This window comes from Sphingomonas sp. 179-I 2A4 NHS (assembly GCF_045369135.1).
In the GTDB taxonomy this organism is placed as follows: domain Bacteria; phylum Pseudomonadota; class Alphaproteobacteria; order Sphingomonadales; family Sphingomonadaceae; genus Sphingomonas.
Genome location: NZ_JBIQFL010000008.1, coordinates 46,791 through 62,140, shown reverse-complemented (window position 1 = coordinate 62,140; position 15,350 = coordinate 46,791). Strand labels below are relative to the sequence as shown.

Sequence of the window (15,350 nt, the reverse complement as noted above, 5' to 3'; positions counted from 1 at the left end):
TCGGTTATGGCGCGCAGCGCCCATATTAAGGCTGAAAGCGGCAGGATAGGACGATGCGAGCAAGGCGCAGACAGGACGAAGAACACATGAAGGCGCGAGCGCGCCGCGTCATGACGCTATGGTCGCGCGGCCTCTCCGATGCGCCTGCGCATTCGCCGCGCGCGGTCGGGCGCAATGCCTCTACGCATTGCCGCCCGTGTTCCTGCTGGCTGTGCAGCGGCCATAAGGACGTGCCGCGCAAGCGGGAGCGCGGCTTCGAAGAATATCAGGGCTGAAAGCCCTCTGTCCGGCGCGGCCCCAAAGGCCGCGCCGCCTGTTCAGGGGTGGGTCGGGCGGGATAAGAAATAGCCGCCGTCACCATGACGGCGGCTCCGCAAGATGCCGGAGGGTTGCCCCCTCCGGCGTTTTCGTTTCAGGCGGCTTCCTGCAATGCGGTGGGCGGCTGCTGCAAACTGTGGAGATAGTCGGCGGCGCGCTGCGCATGGGCGGCGGCGCTGAAGATGGCGCGCTTGTCCTCCTTCAGCACTTTGAGCCAGTTCCCAATATAAGCGGCATGCTCGTCACGGGGTTCCGGCGACAGGCTGAGGTCGGCGCAAAGGAACGCTGCGCCAAGCTCCGCGACAAGTTCCTCCATCGCGTAGCCTTCATCGCCCCAGCGTTTGCGGCCAAAGTCGCGCTCCAAGCGGTTCGCGCCCTTCGTCCAGTGGGTCATTTCATGGGCAAGGGTGGCGTAATAGGCTTCGGCCTCGCGGAAGGCTTCAAAGGGCGGCATTTGCACAAAGTCCTGCGCGGGGCTGAAAAACGCGCGGCTGCCGCCGTGGCGAATATCCGCGAGGGTCGCGGCAAAGAAAGCCTCGGCATGCGCGATGCGCTGCACGGTGTCGGCGGGACGCTCGGCCAGCGCATAGAAATGCGCGGGCAATCCTTCCACCTGCTCCACGTTAAAGACGGTGTATCCCTTCATGAACGGAATATCGCGTTCGGATTCCTGTCCGTTCTCGTCGGTTTCGGTTTTGGTGATGGTGTTGGCGTAAACGACAAGATTGCCCTTCTCGCCCTTGCGGACGTTGCCGCCAAGCTCCTGCGCCTGCTTGTAGGTCATCCAGATAGGCGCGTTATATCCACGCTCGCAGGCTGCGCCCCAGAGCATCAGGACGTTGATTCCACGGTAGGGCTGACCGTTCGCGCGCAGCGGGCGGGTGATGCGCCCTGCGGCATGCTCGGCGCTCCACGGCTGGAACCACGGGCGGACGCCATTCTCCAATGCGGTCACAATGTGGGCGGTTACTCTCTCATAAACATCTTGTTTCATTGCCTTTTCTTCCTTGGCTGATGGGTTGCGCATGCAACCGACTAGCCACGCGGCAATGAGCGGGGATTCAGCCGTCCAGACCGGAAAACGGGGGATGGCGCGGGCCGGAGCGCAGCGACTACACGGCCCCCGTTTTCTGCCCCTTACGGCTTGGTCTTGACGGTGAAGGGCGGCACGCCCCCGAAAAAAGAAAGAAGCAATGCGGACGAAGGCCGCGCTTTATCCGCGCGCGGGATTGTTACCGAATGGCCGAGACGCGCCTGCATGGCGGCTCGGTGCCGCAAGGCATAAAGCCCAATCCGGCTATGCCGGACGCGCCCATATTGTCAGTGATTGGAAACCGTCGAAACACTACGCGCCAGCAAAGCTACGGCTTCCGCCTGCCTATGCGTTCCGGTCTTGGCGAGGATACGCTTGAGATGGCTACGCACGGTCGCAAGCCCGATGCCCATATTTACGGCTATATCTTCAAGCGAGGCTCCCCGCCCAAGGGCGGCGGCAACAGCACCTTCTGTACGGGTAAGTCCAAAGAGTTCACGCAGTCGCGCCACGGCGATTGGCGCTTCGGGGTCACGGATAAATACCAGCACGGCAGGCCGCTGTTCGCCAAAGGCGGAAGCTGAGGGGCGCAGGGGTGCAACCTCTAGCGCCAGCGGCATGCGGTGCGGACGTGGAATGGAGAGCGCCGCGCCGGGCTTGACGATCCTGCCCCGCGCGGTGTCCATCGCACCCTGCACCAGAGATAATAGTTTGTCGTGCAGCGCAGGCGGGCGCAGCGCCAGCCGCCCACGAATAACGGCCAGTTCCACGTTATCATGCAACAGGCGTTCCGCCATGCTGCTGGCTTGAATGACACGGCCCGTGCCGTCCACCATCAGAACGCCGGTATCCAGCCTGTCGAGCGCCTGTAAGGCTGCGGCATAGGATTGTGATACCGCCGAGAAACGCTGCCCGAGACGTAGCGCCCGCTGCAAGTGCGGCAAGAGCAGAGCCACCTGCCGCCGCTCATGGCCTGTATAGGCTCCGGCACCTTGCGGCCTGTGGATGCCGAGAACTCCAACTGCGCCCTCGGCTGCGGGGAACACCGCCCCGAGCATGTGGTGAATATCCAGATGCCGGAGCCATTCCTGATAAAAGCCGCTCCGCGTCTGTTCCTCGCGCGTCACCAAATCCTCGTCGGTGATGATCCGCGACATGCCGTAGGCGACGCTGCGCTCCACCCATAAATCCTTGCGGTGCCAGTCATCCGCCCAAGCCTGCTCCCGCTCCGACACCATGAGGTTTTCCGTGCATTCGAGAAGGTTCACGCGAGCATTGTCGCCGTGAAGCTTAAGAACGGTGCTCGTCGAGCCGAGGGTTTCCGCGATGCGGTTCGCGGTGCCTGACCACAAGGTGTCGTCTATGGCCGCATCGTAAATATGCGCGATTAGTCCCGAGACGCGGGATGACGCATAGAGTTCTTGCGACGGCATGGCCGTGTAATACCCCCTCAATCATCTGGCAGTGCGGATCAACTTTAGCGCCGCACCAACAACCTCGCATGAACAATGCGGCGGGATTGCTCTGCCGTCCTGCCGTGCCTGATTTCTCCCCTGTTTAGGGGACGAATGGGCCTCCGCGCCACCTTAACCATAGCGGGAAGGATTTTCACGCACGGAGATGACATGAGCAAAGCCCGTTCCCTCGTCGTGCCGCTGCTGCTCGCGGCGGGGCTTGCCGCCTGCGGCCAGAACGCCGCGACGGCGGAGAATACCGCTGCCGCACAGGGGGCAAATGAAATGGCATCCGGCAACACTCCGGAGGTTGCCGCTGCCACAAGCGAAGCCGCTGCACCTGCTGCGCCCGAAGCCGTTCCGGCCAAGGCGCAAGTGGCTGCTACCATCGTGGCGCTGCCGCTCAAGCGTGGTTACTACGTCGAGAGCGATACCCCGTGCGGCCAAGCCTCCAACGCCACCACGACGCTGCTGCGCCGTGAAGGCATCGGCGGCGCACGGGATTTCTGCGAGTTCAAGAAAATCGAGCAAACAGGGCCGAACACGTACCGCGTGACGGAAGCCTGCGGGGACTTGCAGGACAGCGCCCCGCCGGAAACCAGCACCTCCATCTACACCGTCACGGGGGATACGGCCTTCACCGCTAAAAGCGAGCACGGCTGGGAGCGCAGCGCCCGCTACTGCGCGCAATCGACCATGCCGCCTGACTGGCGCGCCAACGATATCAGCGACGTGACGGGCTGACGCCGCAATTCATCCATTCGATAAGGAGATTCCCGATGCAGCGAAGGGCTGCGTTTTGTTCCGCTCTTATCGGCGTGGCGCTGGTCACGCTCACGCCCGCCTTTGCACAAACAGCCTCCACGCCTGCGGCCAAGATGGATATTGCGGGGGTGAGGATCGGCATGACCGAAGCGGAAGCCCGCGCGGCGCTCAGGGCCTTCGACCCGTCGATGCGGATTATCCGCACCACGACGCGCTATAACTACTCGCCCGGCGAAGGACGTCCCGAGCAATCGACGCCGGAGTTTTTTGACCGTCTGGAAGTGCGCACCGCCAACGGTGCCGTTGACCTGTTCACGGTCTATTTCGCTAATCCGCCCGGCGAGGCGCGGGTTGTCGCTATCGAGCGCCACAATCTGCCGCACACGCAGAACCCGCCGACGCAGCAGCAATTCCGCGCCAGCCTCACCGCCAAATACGGCCAGCCGTCTTTCGTGGGTGAAGGCGAGATTGTCTGGGAAGAAGCGGGCAAGCCGCGCTGCTCGTTCTCCCGCGCGCAAAACCGCCCCGTGGGCGGTGGCCTTACGCGCGAGCGGCTTTTTCCAACGCTGAGTCAGGCGCAGCAATCCCGCACGAGCATCCTGACGCTGCCCGCCGATATCGCCACCTGCGGGCAAGTGCTCTCCTACGTTCACGGCACATATGGCCCTGTCACCATCGCCAGAGCGTCGCTGCTCGACATGGGCGCGATTTGGGCGGCGGACATGCGCACCACCGCATGGGTGAACGGCCTCAAGGCCGAAGCCAAGCGCAAGGCAGATGCGCAGGCGCAAGCGCCAAAACTTTAGCAGGAATGAAGCCGTAAGGGGATGATATGGGACTGACCACACTGAGTGGAGCCGTGAGCGGCATCCGTCATTCGACCGAAACGCGGGGCACGGTAGGCCGCAACGGCGGTTCCGTGAAAACCGGACAGGTCATCGCGTTTCGCGTGGGCGAGCGCTCCGCACAAATCAAGCTGGCCGATGTGCCGGATATCCGCGACGGGGATGAGGTGACGCTGGCCGGACGCGAGAAGAACGGCGTGTTCAAGGCGCTGGCTCTGCGCAACGACAAGACGCGCGCCGTCTATAGCACCCCGACGACGGTCGGGTATCTGATGGGCGCGACGCTCCTCGCGCTCGGTGTGATGACGCTGGTGTTCCTGATCGGCGTCGTGTTCATCGCGGGTGGCCTGTGGACGCTCTATGAGGCGTATAACTACACGCAGGCGGCGAACATGCTCAGGGCTTGAGTGCTTCCAGCCGCGCGCCGATGGAATGCACGCGGTTTTTGCTCCGGCGGTATCGAGGTTCGGGACAAGTTACAATCGGCGCGAGGCAATGTCCCTGCGGGTCCGCCCCCATACGTCCTGTTCATCATGCACCCTGCCAGCGGCCTTGCCTGCTGGGCGCAAGCCCTTGTGGGCTCCTTCTCTCCGTTGCGGTCCTACGGATGCACCCGGCAATGCCGCTGGCGTCATCGGGGGGCATGAAAGGCCGTAGTGGTTGCGGCCTCAAGCAATAGGGAGACAGCCCATGCGCCTCATCGTCGCTTCCGAACTCGACAACCTGCCGGAAACCGCTCTGCACTCCAAATTCTACCGCGTGCAGCAGGAACTCGCCTTCACCGAGCCCGCCACCACCGAGCGCGCGAACGCGCTGGCGTCCCTCGAAAACATTAACCGCGCGATTATCACGCGCCGCCTCAAGGGGCCGGGGTTCTGACCCCGCCCAAAGCAAAGCCGCCAGCGGACGAAACGCCGCTGGCGGCTTTTTTCGGAGGAAGTGTGCTTACGCAGCCAACAGATTGCCGTTGGCAACCAAGGTATCCACATCCGGCAAGGAACTGAGGCCGCTCAGGTCCGCGATGGCTGTCCAGCCATGCTCCGTGCCCGCGCCGTCCAGATCGACGCTGAGACGCATGCCGGAATAGGGCGTGCCTTGGAATTTCACGAAGTCAGCGAGATTGTGCGTGAGCGGATCATAAGCGCCGTTCAGAACGTCGCGAATGTCGATGACATCGCCCTGCGCCAACGAGAAGTCGGCGACGGTGTCGATGGAGCTATCCAACGCAGAACTATCAAAGTGGAAGATATCTGCGCCCGCGCCGCCGCTTAGATAGTTGCTATCGAAGCCGCCGCTCAGGAAATCGTCGCCGTCACCGCCGAAGATGTTATCATTGCCTGCGCCGCCGATCAGCGTGTCATTACCCGCGCCGCCGTCGATGTAATCGTTACCCGAGCCGCCCTCGATGGTGTCACCATAGGCCGTGCCATACGCGGTTGTGCTGACATTCGGCAGGCGCATATGCAGCCCTGCGGTCAAATCCCAGACCGTGGTGTCGTCGAAAACGATCTGCTCGACATGCCCTACAGTCGCGCCCGCGCTGCTATAGCCACCGTTGGCCACGGTGATTTTATCGGACGCGCCGTACTGGATGACAAGCTGGGACGAGCCGTAGAGCACGGTATGCCACATATAGACGTCGCCCGAAGATACGCCCTCAAGGCGGATGGTATCCGTACCCTCGCTTGCGGATTCATAGATTGTATCAAGGCCGTCTCCCGCCTTGAAAACATAGGTGTCGTCACCCGCGCCGCCGTAGAGATAATCGTCCCCACCATTGCCGATGAGCGTGTCGTTTCCGGCATAGCCGTACAACTGCTCCGCGCCCGTGCCGCCCTTGATGAGGTCGCCATAGGCGCTGCCATACAGGCCCGCGTTACGGCTATCGATGTTCCACAGATAAAGCCCTTCGCGCAGATCCCATGTCGTGCCGTCATCGAACATGATGAACTCGACATACTCCCCGACGCGCGATGCACCTGAAACGTCCTTCGACGCGTTGATGGTGAACGAGTCATCGTTCGTGTAGCGGATAACCAGCCCACCGTAGTTGTCCGTCCAGAGGCGGACATTCGCAGAGTCGATACCGCCAAGGAAAACAGCGTCCGTGGTCGTGCTGACGGTTTCGTATATGTTGAGGCCGTTGCTGTGCGGCGTATCTCCCGCGCGCAGGACATACACATCGTTAAAGCCGGAATCGTTGAGCAGCCAATAGCCCGACGCAAAGGGCGTAGTGAAACGAAGCGCCAAATCTTCCCCGAAATAGCCGCCCGAAAGGTTATCGGCTCTGAGGTCGTAAGAGGGATTACCGAGAAGGTCTTTCATGCCCGACTGTGCAAGGAAATGGGTAGCAACAAGGCTAAACGCCGCGTTCCAAGCTTCCCGCATCTGCGTACCTGCGAGGCCGGAGACAATCGATTCCGGATCGTTCCCGAAGTAGACGCCATTCAGCTTTTCAAGGAAGGAAATCATTCGGGCGTCGAGCGCCGTACCCCGGCTGTCGGGGTCCATATCCGCAACGCCAGCCCATTCATACATGATATCGGTTAGTGCGGCGCGGAGATCGAAGTTGGAAGCGAACAGGTCTGAGGCTGATTTCTCTGCAAGGGAGGCAACCATGTCTAACAAATTTTGGTTTTGACCGACGGCAATATCAAGGGTGGAGAGCTTCCCGTATCCACGCTGGCTCGGCAATCCTAGAGCGTTAATACTAAGCTCATAGTCCATATCGTAGCGTGTATTCACTGCGTCGAAAGAAAACCACACATCCGCAATCGTATGCGTCTGCCCGTCCATCGTGAACGTGCTTTCCTGCCGAACATTGTTGCCGTTGAGGGTATAATTGACGTCGGCGTAATTAAGGTTGATGCTCGTGATATCGAGACTTGCCAGCGTGTGTAACTCGTTAACGCTGCTCTGACCGTCGCCGTTATCATCCGTCCAGACAAGCAAATCGCCAAACTGGTCATCGTTCGCATCGACGACCCCATCGTTGTTGCTGTCATATGCGGCAAGCGACTGAAAGCCGTTCGCCAAGCCGTTCTGCGGCTGGTTGCCGAATAGCTCTAAGTTGTTGTCGATCGTACCATTCTGGTCGAGGTCAACTGCTAGGAGCCCCATACCTGCGCCGATCCATCCGGTTGCATTGCGGAATCCGTCTGAATCAATGTCCCAATAAACAGCGCCGGTGCCGTCCTTTGAAGTGAGATTGAGCCCGTTCCCTTCCAAGTCCAGTACAAGAGGAGAGCCGGTATTAACGGCTATTCCGAACACTTCGTTGGCCTTCAACATCAGCTTGCCAAGATCGGTGACTTTATCATGTAGCAACTCGCTGGCGGCATCAATCAGGTGGCCGGTGAATATGGACGCCTGCTCTTTTATATACTCAAGCTCTTGTCCGGTCGCTTCCCACGCCGCAGCGATTTTGCCGGGCAGAACATCCCACAAGCTCTCTAGAAACTCAGCAGCGTTCAACCCCAGTTGCTTCGCACTCTCAACATATCCCGCAAGGTCGTTATCTAAAAAGTCCTTTACGGCAAATCCTACGTATCCACCTGCTGCAAGGGCTAGGCCTGTTGCAGTTAGAGTCGTCCCAACAAACGGAATCAGAAGTGCAGTCGTAATCGCAGCGGCAGAAGCCGCCACCATCGCTTTCGTCGGCTCAGATGTCGCAATACCGCTGTTCCAATCATTATATGCTGCGATAATCGGATCGCTCATCGCAGCTATTGTTCCAGCCGTAGAAACGTAAGGAGCGAGGGCCGATAGAAACTTTCCGTATGTGGGAGGTAACGTTGCAGAGAATGTAGATTCTATCAAGCGAGGCCCCGTGGCGGTATTCAGCATAACGGTGTTCGTCATCGCCAAAGTAAGGTCTTTCGTCGCGGCCAACCCTCTTTGAGTTGCCTCAAGACCAAATGCAACTGCCCAATCAATAGCCGCAGATTCTATCTTTTGCTGTCTTTGATATTCCAAAGACGCGTCGGTTGTTGGAGATGCTCTTCGTACATATTCCAATAGCTCTGCATCAGCACCAGATAAATAAAGATTGTTATATATCGTTGTTGATAGACGATTACTCTCTCCGTAAGTTGAAAGTAATCTATCAAATGCCTGTTGTGTGCCTGTATCGAGTTGTGTTGCTGAGAATGTCATTTTATCTCCTTATGATTTTTTATATTTATCGGTTTCTAAATCTCTTTCTTTGGCAAGTTCGTCTAGCTGTCTTTTAAAATCATCAAAGTATCGAAAGGCCTTTTCCAAGGTTAGGGCGTAAACAATCGCTATAGAGGGCACCATTGAAACACATGTGCCAACAGCTACAGTTATAAGGACGGTGCTCAACGGACTATCATGATCCAGTCTCGCATAATGCGATATCCCGGCTACGGCCTTATGGAAGTTCATCAGTACTAGAGAAATGATAATGAGAATGCATAACGACCTCACTATCCACTTCGATCTGACTTTATCGTCAAAGAACGCAGGATGTGCGAGAACCGGAATGTCGCCGCATGCGATATCTAATGAGAGGCGAATACGAAAATAAAACAGAATAAATAGTATTGATAGTGGATACCTAATGATATCTCCAAAGTTTTCTGCTATTGATGCCTGGGTATCAGACATATTGATAAAATTGCTAAAGAATCCTATATCGAAAATATGGTCGAGTAGAAAAATAGAAGAAATTATTAATATAAATGTCACGCACAATCTAGATAATAGATAGACTAAATAGTCTGCGTCTCGTGAGAGCCTCAGTTCTTTAGGTAGTATCAACGCAGTCAATATGCCTTCTTCATGACGCGGATAGCCCTTTTCTGGAACAGGTATTATTCGTTCTAGCAAATTCCTTAGATTGTTTATCAAATATATATTCCGACTATATGGTGATTCTTGTTCATATATATTTCAACATTGACGCCATTAGTTCAATAGAAAGTTGTCTCCCATAAACGCTGAGATTACAGCTTAATATTATTTCTGAATATTTTGTGAGTCCTGCCATTGAAGCATTGTGGCAAGGCAGATTTCGGTATGGGTTTGGGCGCAGGCGGCGGTGACGGCTGCGCAAGAAATTTCGATTTGAATCCCGTTCGGGCGAGAAGTGCGCGAAGGCCGCGCGCGCGGCGGTTTTTCACGCTGCGCTTCTTCGCTGGATTCATGAAACGCGAGAGCGCGCGCCGCACCGTCGGCATGAACGTGGGCACAAGCTCGGGCGGGTCTTCAAACCCTTCACTGTCTTTCGCGGTCGCGCCTGTATCTGCCGGTTCCGATGATTGCATCGCGTCCAGATGCAAGAAGCGCGACATGGCAGCGGATATCGCCGCCATGTCGGGAAGCCAGCCGAAGAGCCCTTCGGCGGCGGCTTCGCCCTGCTGACCTGTGGCAACCTTTTTCTTCTTTTTCTTGCGGCCCGGTTCTGGTTGCAGGAAACGCGAGCCGCTTACTTTGCGGGTCTTGGCGGCGGTTCCGCCGCGCGCCCCTCTTGTCGCTGCCGTTCTGCCTCGCGGCGGTCTTCTTCGACCTGCGCCAAGAGCCGCGCCGCGCGCGCCGAGTCCTCGGCATAGCGGATACGCTCCCGCGCAAAGACTGCCTGCTGGTCGCGCCGCTGCTGGTCGTGGCGCTCTTTCAGTTCCTCGATATGTTCGGCCCGATCCTGCCGGATGAGTGTGCGAAGGTCGGCGCGCTCGATGGCCTGCCGCTCTCGCAGGTGTTTCCATGCGGTATCTCTCTCAAGGCGCTTTTCCGCGCCGCGTCCCGGATTGAGGCGGTTTTGCAGGGCTTCGATATATCCCTCGATGCCAGATAATTTCCCGTCACGGATGAAGCGTTCGCGCTCGGCCTGCTGCTGGCGTCTCAGCCCCTCTATCTTTTCGCGCGCTTCAAGGAAGAGCACATGCCGGAGTTGGCGCAGTTCTGCACTGTGCCATGCGGTGAGTTTGTTCGCCTCGGCCTGTTCGCGCGCGGCCAAGGCCGCCGCGACGGCGGGCGCGAGTTCCGGCGTGCCGGAATCCTGTTCCCGCGCGTCCGGTGTCTCGCCCTGCGTCTCCGGCGCTGGCGCGAGATCTTCGACGGGCGGGCGCTGCATCTCGAATGCAGGCGGCTCGGCATCCTGTTTCCGGTCGCGCTGCTGGGCCTTGGCTTCGCTGGCGGTGGGGAGCGCATCGCGCTCAACATCCGCCATGAAGGCCCGCGCTTCGGCGGCCTTCATTTTGAGTTCGCGGCTCAGGCTGTAAACGCTGCCCTCCGGCCCGACGAGCACGAAGTCCTTGCTGTCGCCTCGCGCGAGCACATAGCCTGCTTCTTCCACGGCGGCCTTGAACGCCATGCCGCTGTCACAGGATGATTTGAGCGCGGCAAGCTGCGCGCGCCGCTCTTGGGTGGAAAGGCCGCTGCGTTCGGCCTGTTGGTGCTCCGCGTGGCTGACATCCGCGCGCGGGAACTCCGGCTGCTTGGCGCGGTCGCGCTTGGCGTGTTTGCCCGGCACATGCTCATGACCGAACTCGCGTTCCAGCTTGAGGCTGGCGCGCTCATGGGCGAGATAGTTGTTGCTATCCGTGCGCATAGTCATGGTTTCGAGGTCGGTGCGGCACCAGACGATATGGATGTGCTGGCGGCCTTTCTTTTCGTGCAGGACCACGGCGCGGGGTTGGCCGTCCAGCCCGAGTTCCTGTTCCAAAACCTCCACGGCACGCGCCCATTGCTGGGGCGTCATCTCATAGCGGGCGTCGGGGTCGATATTGACGTGATAGAGGCCCTTCTTGCCGCGCGTGCCCTCCGAGAGGGTTTGCCAGTCGCGGAAGGTTGCGGCGAGGTCATCGAGGCCGGAGTCTAGTTCCAGCACCTCCATGCGCTCGTTGGTGTCGGTGCGCTGAAGGTGGGCGGCAAGCTGGCGGGGTCCGGCGCGTGAGCCTCCTTTGATAATCATGCCGCAGCCTCACGGTTTGGGCGGCGGGATGAACTTGGACAATCCCGCTGGCGGGATGGCCTCCGGCGCTGCCGGTGCCGGGATTGGAGCCGGTGCAGATGTCGAGGCCAGCGGCGATGCCGCCGCTGGGGCGCTATCCGGTTCCTTGCCAAGCGCGCCATAGATGAGGGTGCGAATGCGCGCGAAGTCGGCCAGCGCTTCGCGCAGGTCCGGCAAGACGGTTTCCGCCTCGCCACCTGTATGCAGGTAGCGGGCAATCTGGTTCAGATTGCTGCCGGTCTTGCCAAGGTGGCCGAGGATTTGACGCAGCGCAGCACTGTCGGCAGGGATGCGCCGCTGCGCGCGGGGACCGGCTTCGCCGATGAGCGCCGCACGGGCGAAGGCGGCGGCGGCCATACCCGCCCTGTCGGCGCGGGCGAGAAACGCCGACTTCTCGTCGGGCGTGACGCGGGCATAGATGGTGGCGGTGCGTTGCCGCCGTTCCGACTTGCGCCGCCCGGAAGGGCTGTGCTCTGAGCCGCTATCGCTCAAGCGCATCTCCTTTCTGCCGGACGTATCCGGCTGCGGGGTCGAGGGGGTATCCCCCTCCGTCAGGGTGCAGGGGCATGAAAGCCGCCTGCGCGTCGTCCAGAGCGCGCAAGCTCTGGCCGTGGGTGCCGGGACGCGGAAGTCTCCGGCGAGTGGTCGAGGGGTGCGATAACCCCTTGTCTGGTTCCAAGGACGACGTGCCTTGGTGGGTGCCGAGGGCAAAGCCCCGGTCATGGGTCGCAGGGAGCACGAAGGCTCCCCGCACGGGTGCAGGGGTGTGAAACCCCTCGCTCGGGAGGGATGCAACGGGAGGGCGAAGCGCCTTCCTTGCCAAGCCAGCACCTTCAGGTGCGGGGTGCGGACGGTCAGTCCGCACATGGCTTGCACACTCTCCTAAGCCATAACTTAGGATAGCACGGGACGTGCTGGGGTGTGGGGTAGCGAGTGCTTGCGGCAAGCCGGGGTATCGCCGTCTGCATACAACCGTATGCGACTCACTCAGCGCGGTATGAGCCGCAGGATAGCACGAAGGCGGGCGATGTGGCGATGCTTTCATCCCGCGCGGCCCTCGTCGCCGCCGCCCGTGGCGAGCACGTCGCGGGCCTCGTTGAGCATCTGCGCGAAACGGGCCGAGCCGCCGGTGTCGGGATGCACCTTCTGCATCAGCCGCTTCCAAGCGGCTCGCACCTCGGCGGCGGTTGCGCCTTCGGAGAGGCCGAGAAGGTCGAGCGCTTCCGCGCGCGTCATTTTGCCGTTGGGTTTTGCGGCGCGCTGACGCGCGCCGCCGGACTGGCGGCCATTCTGGCCGCCGTCCGATTTGCCGCCCCGCACAAAATACGGGTTGTCGTCGTAGGCTAAGGGCGGCTCCCAATAGAGATGCGGATAGACGCTGGCGAGCGAGGCGAAGGCGTCGGGGAGCCGCCAGTAATCGACGGGCCGGACATAGTGCGGACGGTCGGCGGGATTGAGGACAATCGCCACGTCCCGGCCCAAAGCCAGCACCTCGTCGGGCATCAGCAGCGGGCGGCCTGTTTCCCCGTAATTCACGTTCTCGCTCTGGCCACCGCCGCCGGGGCCGAAGTTCTGGCCCTCGCCATGGCCGACCGTCTGCACGGTCACTTTGCCCAAGGTTTCGGAGAGGTAGTTCGCGCTCTCAAGGTCGTTGACGTTGCAAAACCATTTGTAGGCGCAGTTCGAGAGGATGGTGCCCGCCGCCGCGCCGTAGAGGTCTTTGAGCTGGTCGAGGCCCTGCACAATGAGGGTGAAGTCGATGCCGTAGCCCGACATGGTGGCGATATCGCGGGGCAAATCCTCGATGCGCCCCAAGGCCGGAAACTCGTCCATCAATATCATGCAGCGGTGCGGCGGACGCCCGCCAAGCGGATACCGCTTGAACGTGTGCATCGCCGCCGTGGTCATGAGCCGAAGCCATGTTCGCTGCGTGTCGATGCGGTCGGGCGGGATGACCAGATAGACCGCCACCGCCTCGCGGATGAGGTCGGCCATGTCGAAGGTGGATTTGGCGGTGGCGGCTTTCACCTGCGGGTCGGACAGGAACTTGGTCGCCTCCGACAGATTGGACATGATGCCCGAATAAGTTTCCTGCGCGAGGTCGAGATACGGGCTGACCATCTCCCGTATCGCCCCGCCGAAGGCGCTACTGGCCGCCATCGGCACCAGAAACCTCTCCGTGAAATCCCTCCGGCTCAGGCTCACAATCTCCCGCGCGCGGGCGAGCGTCTTTTGCTCGCCCGGCTGGTCGGTAATCCACAGGAGCACCGCGGTCAGGACGTTGGCTGCGCTGCCCTGCCAATAGCGGTCTTTGTCGCCGGGGGTCGTTGGACAGACCGCCGCAGCAAGCGCCTGCGCCACCGCGACGGCGTTGGGGTCGTCGCGCACCAGCACATCCAACGGATTGAAGGTCGCGGGCGCAAGGCCGCGCTCCTTGAACGTTTCCGCCAGTTCGCCCCACGGGTTGATGACGTGGACGGCGCTATTGAGCGCACCGCGCCGGATGCGCGCCGTGATGGCGGCGTTCTCGCCCTTGGGGTCGATCACGATGGCCGAACCGCCATAGCGCAGGAGCGTCGGCACGATGACGCGGGTGCCCTTGCCCGTGCGGGTGCGCGCGACAATCAGCGTATGGTGTTCCGGCGTCGAGAGCACAGGCGCGCCCGTCTGCTGCTCGATGGGGATGGCAGAAAGCTCCGGCGCGCTGCTCTTGCCGAAAAACACGCCCCGATGGCCGTCGTAGGGGTCGGAAAGCCGGTCCCGCACCTCGGCATAGCGGGCGCTGCCGTAGTTGTCGGAAAGGGCGGGTTTTGGCTTCGGTTTGCGCCGCTTGTCCTTCACCAGCCAAATCAGCCCGACGACGCCCACGAGCACGGCCAGCGGGCCGAACAGGCTGGAAAACAGACTGCCGAGAAAGCCGATGCTGTCTCGGAACAGGCCCACGGCCATGTCCTTGCCAATCCCTGCAAGCTCGGTGACGTAGTTCCAAGGGGTCGGCTGTTTGGGCGGGTCGTATTGCGCCCGCAGCGCCGCCATGCGCGCGCGGGCGATGCTGTCGGCGGCGCTGCTCAGCATCAGGTCTTGGCCCGTGCCGATGCCCTGCCATTTGCGGCGCAAGGCGGCTTCCGCTGCTTGCAGTTCGCCAGCACGCCTGCGCCATGCCGCCGCATCAATCTCGCCTGCCTTGCGGCGATACTCGCCCTGCGTCACCTCCACGCGGACATCGGCCAGCAACGCCGCATCGCGGTCAAAGACGCGCTGCTGCGCGGGCGGCAGCACAAGCCCGCGCGGCTCTCCGCCCTGCCGGAATATCGGATTGTCCTTCTGCCAGCTTGGCGCGGATTCTTGCGCGGCGGCGGACAACGGCGACGCGGCAAGCGCCAGCGATACGGCGACGGCCCGTAAGGGCTTCGTCGCCGCGCGCATCAGAACGGCCCTCCTTCGGAGGGCGGCGTTCTGCCCGCTGCCGTGCCAGTCGGCACCGCCAATTCCGGCGCGCCTTCGGCGGCGCAGAGGGCGTTCCACAGTTCCGCATAGTGCGGATGGCTGGTCGGGTTGGTTACGATGGTATGCAGCAGATTTTCGAGGTGATTGGCGACGATCTGCGTCAGCAGGCGCGACGGCGGCGCGGGATTCCGCCCGACTCGGGCCGAGTCGAGTTCTTCGATCTGCGCGAGAAGCGCGAGCAATCCCGGTTGCACCTCCACGGTCAAGGACGCGGCGTCGCCCGCGTCATTCATCGCGGCGGAAAGCACGGCTTCCAAGCTGCATACATCCGTATGCGCGGCGAAGAGGGCTTTGAGGTGGGCGAGCTTCGGGTGCGGCGGCGCATCGGGCGTATTGCCTGCGCCACGTTCCCAAGCGCTTAGCGCTTCATCTGCGGTTGGTGCGCTCGGCTTGTCCTCCGGCATGTCGCCCCCTTAGTAAACATACACTTGTATGTTTGTGCGGAGCGGCAAGCC

General features: G+C 61.0%; 13 protein-coding genes. 5 read left to right on the top strand and 8 right to left on the bottom strand.

The genetic code is table 11. The annotated features are described in order from the left end of the window. The first annotated feature begins 86 nt into the window (after positions 1 to 86). A complete protein-coding gene (locus tag ACH0CP_RS14000; RefSeq protein WP_406889646.1) occupies positions 87 to 275 on the top strand; it encodes a hypothetical protein in 189 nt (62 codons plus the stop codon). Positions 276 to 412: 137 nt separating this feature from the next. On the opposite strand, the gene ACH0CP_RS13995 is transcribed toward ACH0CP_RS14000, so the two are convergent. Further along, a complete protein-coding gene (locus ACH0CP_RS13995) occupies positions 413 to 1,312 on the bottom strand; it encodes an ArdC family protein (RefSeq protein WP_406889648.1) in 900 nt (299 codons plus the stop codon). A gap of 326 nt (positions 1,313 to 1,638) precedes the next feature. Next, positions 1,639 to 2,784 carry a helix-turn-helix transcriptional regulator gene (locus ACH0CP_RS13990; RefSeq protein ID WP_406889650.1) on the bottom strand — a complete coding sequence of 382 codons (1,146 nt, stop codon included), beginning with the start codon at positions 2,782 to 2,784 and terminating at the stop codon, positions 1,639 to 1,641. A gap of 135 nt (positions 2,785 to 2,919) precedes the next feature. Between ACH0CP_RS13990 and ACH0CP_RS13985 the strand changes: the two genes are divergently transcribed. From ACH0CP_RS13985 to ACH0CP_RS13970, 4 genes are all read left to right on the top strand, one after another. After that, a complete protein-coding gene (locus tag ACH0CP_RS13985; protein WP_406893922.1) occupies positions 2,920 to 3,549 on the top strand; it encodes a hypothetical protein in 630 nt (209 codons plus the stop codon). Positions 3,550 to 3,584: 35 nt separating this feature from the next. Next, a complete protein-coding gene (locus ACH0CP_RS13980; RefSeq protein ID WP_406889654.1) occupies positions 3,585 to 4,376 on the top strand; it encodes a hypothetical protein in 792 nt (263 codons plus the stop codon). 53 nt (positions 4,377 to 4,429) lie between these two features. Beyond that, entirely contained in the window at positions 4,430 to 4,822 is a 393-nt protein-coding gene (locus tag ACH0CP_RS13975; protein WP_406889656.1) for a hypothetical protein, read from the top strand. Between the two features lie 283 nt (positions 4,823 to 5,105). Next, the gene (locus tag ACH0CP_RS13970) at positions 5,106 to 5,294 is read left to right on the top strand and encodes a hypothetical protein (RefSeq protein ID WP_406889657.1); all 189 of its coding nucleotides are present in this window, start codon (positions 5,106 to 5,108) and stop codon (positions 5,292 to 5,294) included. A gap of 66 nt (positions 5,295 to 5,360) precedes the next feature. On the opposite strand, the gene ACH0CP_RS13965 is transcribed toward ACH0CP_RS13970, so the two are convergent. From ACH0CP_RS13965 to ACH0CP_RS13940, 6 genes are all read right to left on the bottom strand, one after another. Continuing rightward, on the bottom strand, positions 5,361 to 8,570 hold the full coding sequence (locus ACH0CP_RS13965) for a calcium-binding protein (RefSeq protein ID WP_406889659.1): 3,210 nt from the start codon (positions 8,568 to 8,570) through the stop codon (positions 5,361 to 5,363). An 812-nt stretch (positions 8,571 to 9,382) separates the two neighbouring features. Continuing rightward, entirely contained in the window at positions 9,383 to 9,751 is a 369-nt protein-coding gene (locus ACH0CP_RS13960; RefSeq protein ID WP_406889661.1) for a hypothetical protein, read from the bottom strand. A gap of 113 nt (positions 9,752 to 9,864) precedes the next feature. Continuing rightward, positions 9,865 to 11,349, bottom strand: coding sequence for a relaxase/mobilization nuclease domain-containing protein (locus tag ACH0CP_RS13955; protein ID WP_406889662.1), 1,485 nt, complete (start codon positions 11,347 to 11,349; stop codon positions 9,865 to 9,867). A 9-nt stretch (positions 11,350 to 11,358) separates the two neighbouring features. After that, positions 11,359 to 11,886, bottom strand: coding sequence for a plasmid mobilization protein (locus ACH0CP_RS13950; RefSeq protein WP_406889664.1), 528 nt, complete (start codon positions 11,884 to 11,886; stop codon positions 11,359 to 11,361). A 543-nt stretch (positions 11,887 to 12,429) separates the two neighbouring features. Continuing rightward, a complete protein-coding gene (locus ACH0CP_RS13945) occupies positions 12,430 to 14,814 on the bottom strand; it encodes a type IV secretory system conjugative DNA transfer family protein (protein WP_406889666.1) in 2,385 nt (794 codons plus the stop codon). Then, entirely contained in the window at positions 14,814 to 15,299 is a 486-nt protein-coding gene (locus ACH0CP_RS13940; RefSeq protein WP_406889668.1) for a hypothetical protein, read from the bottom strand. The genes ACH0CP_RS13945 and ACH0CP_RS13940 overlap by 1 nt, the downstream gene beginning before the upstream one ends. Between the last annotated feature and the right edge of the window lie 51 nt (positions 15,300 to 15,350).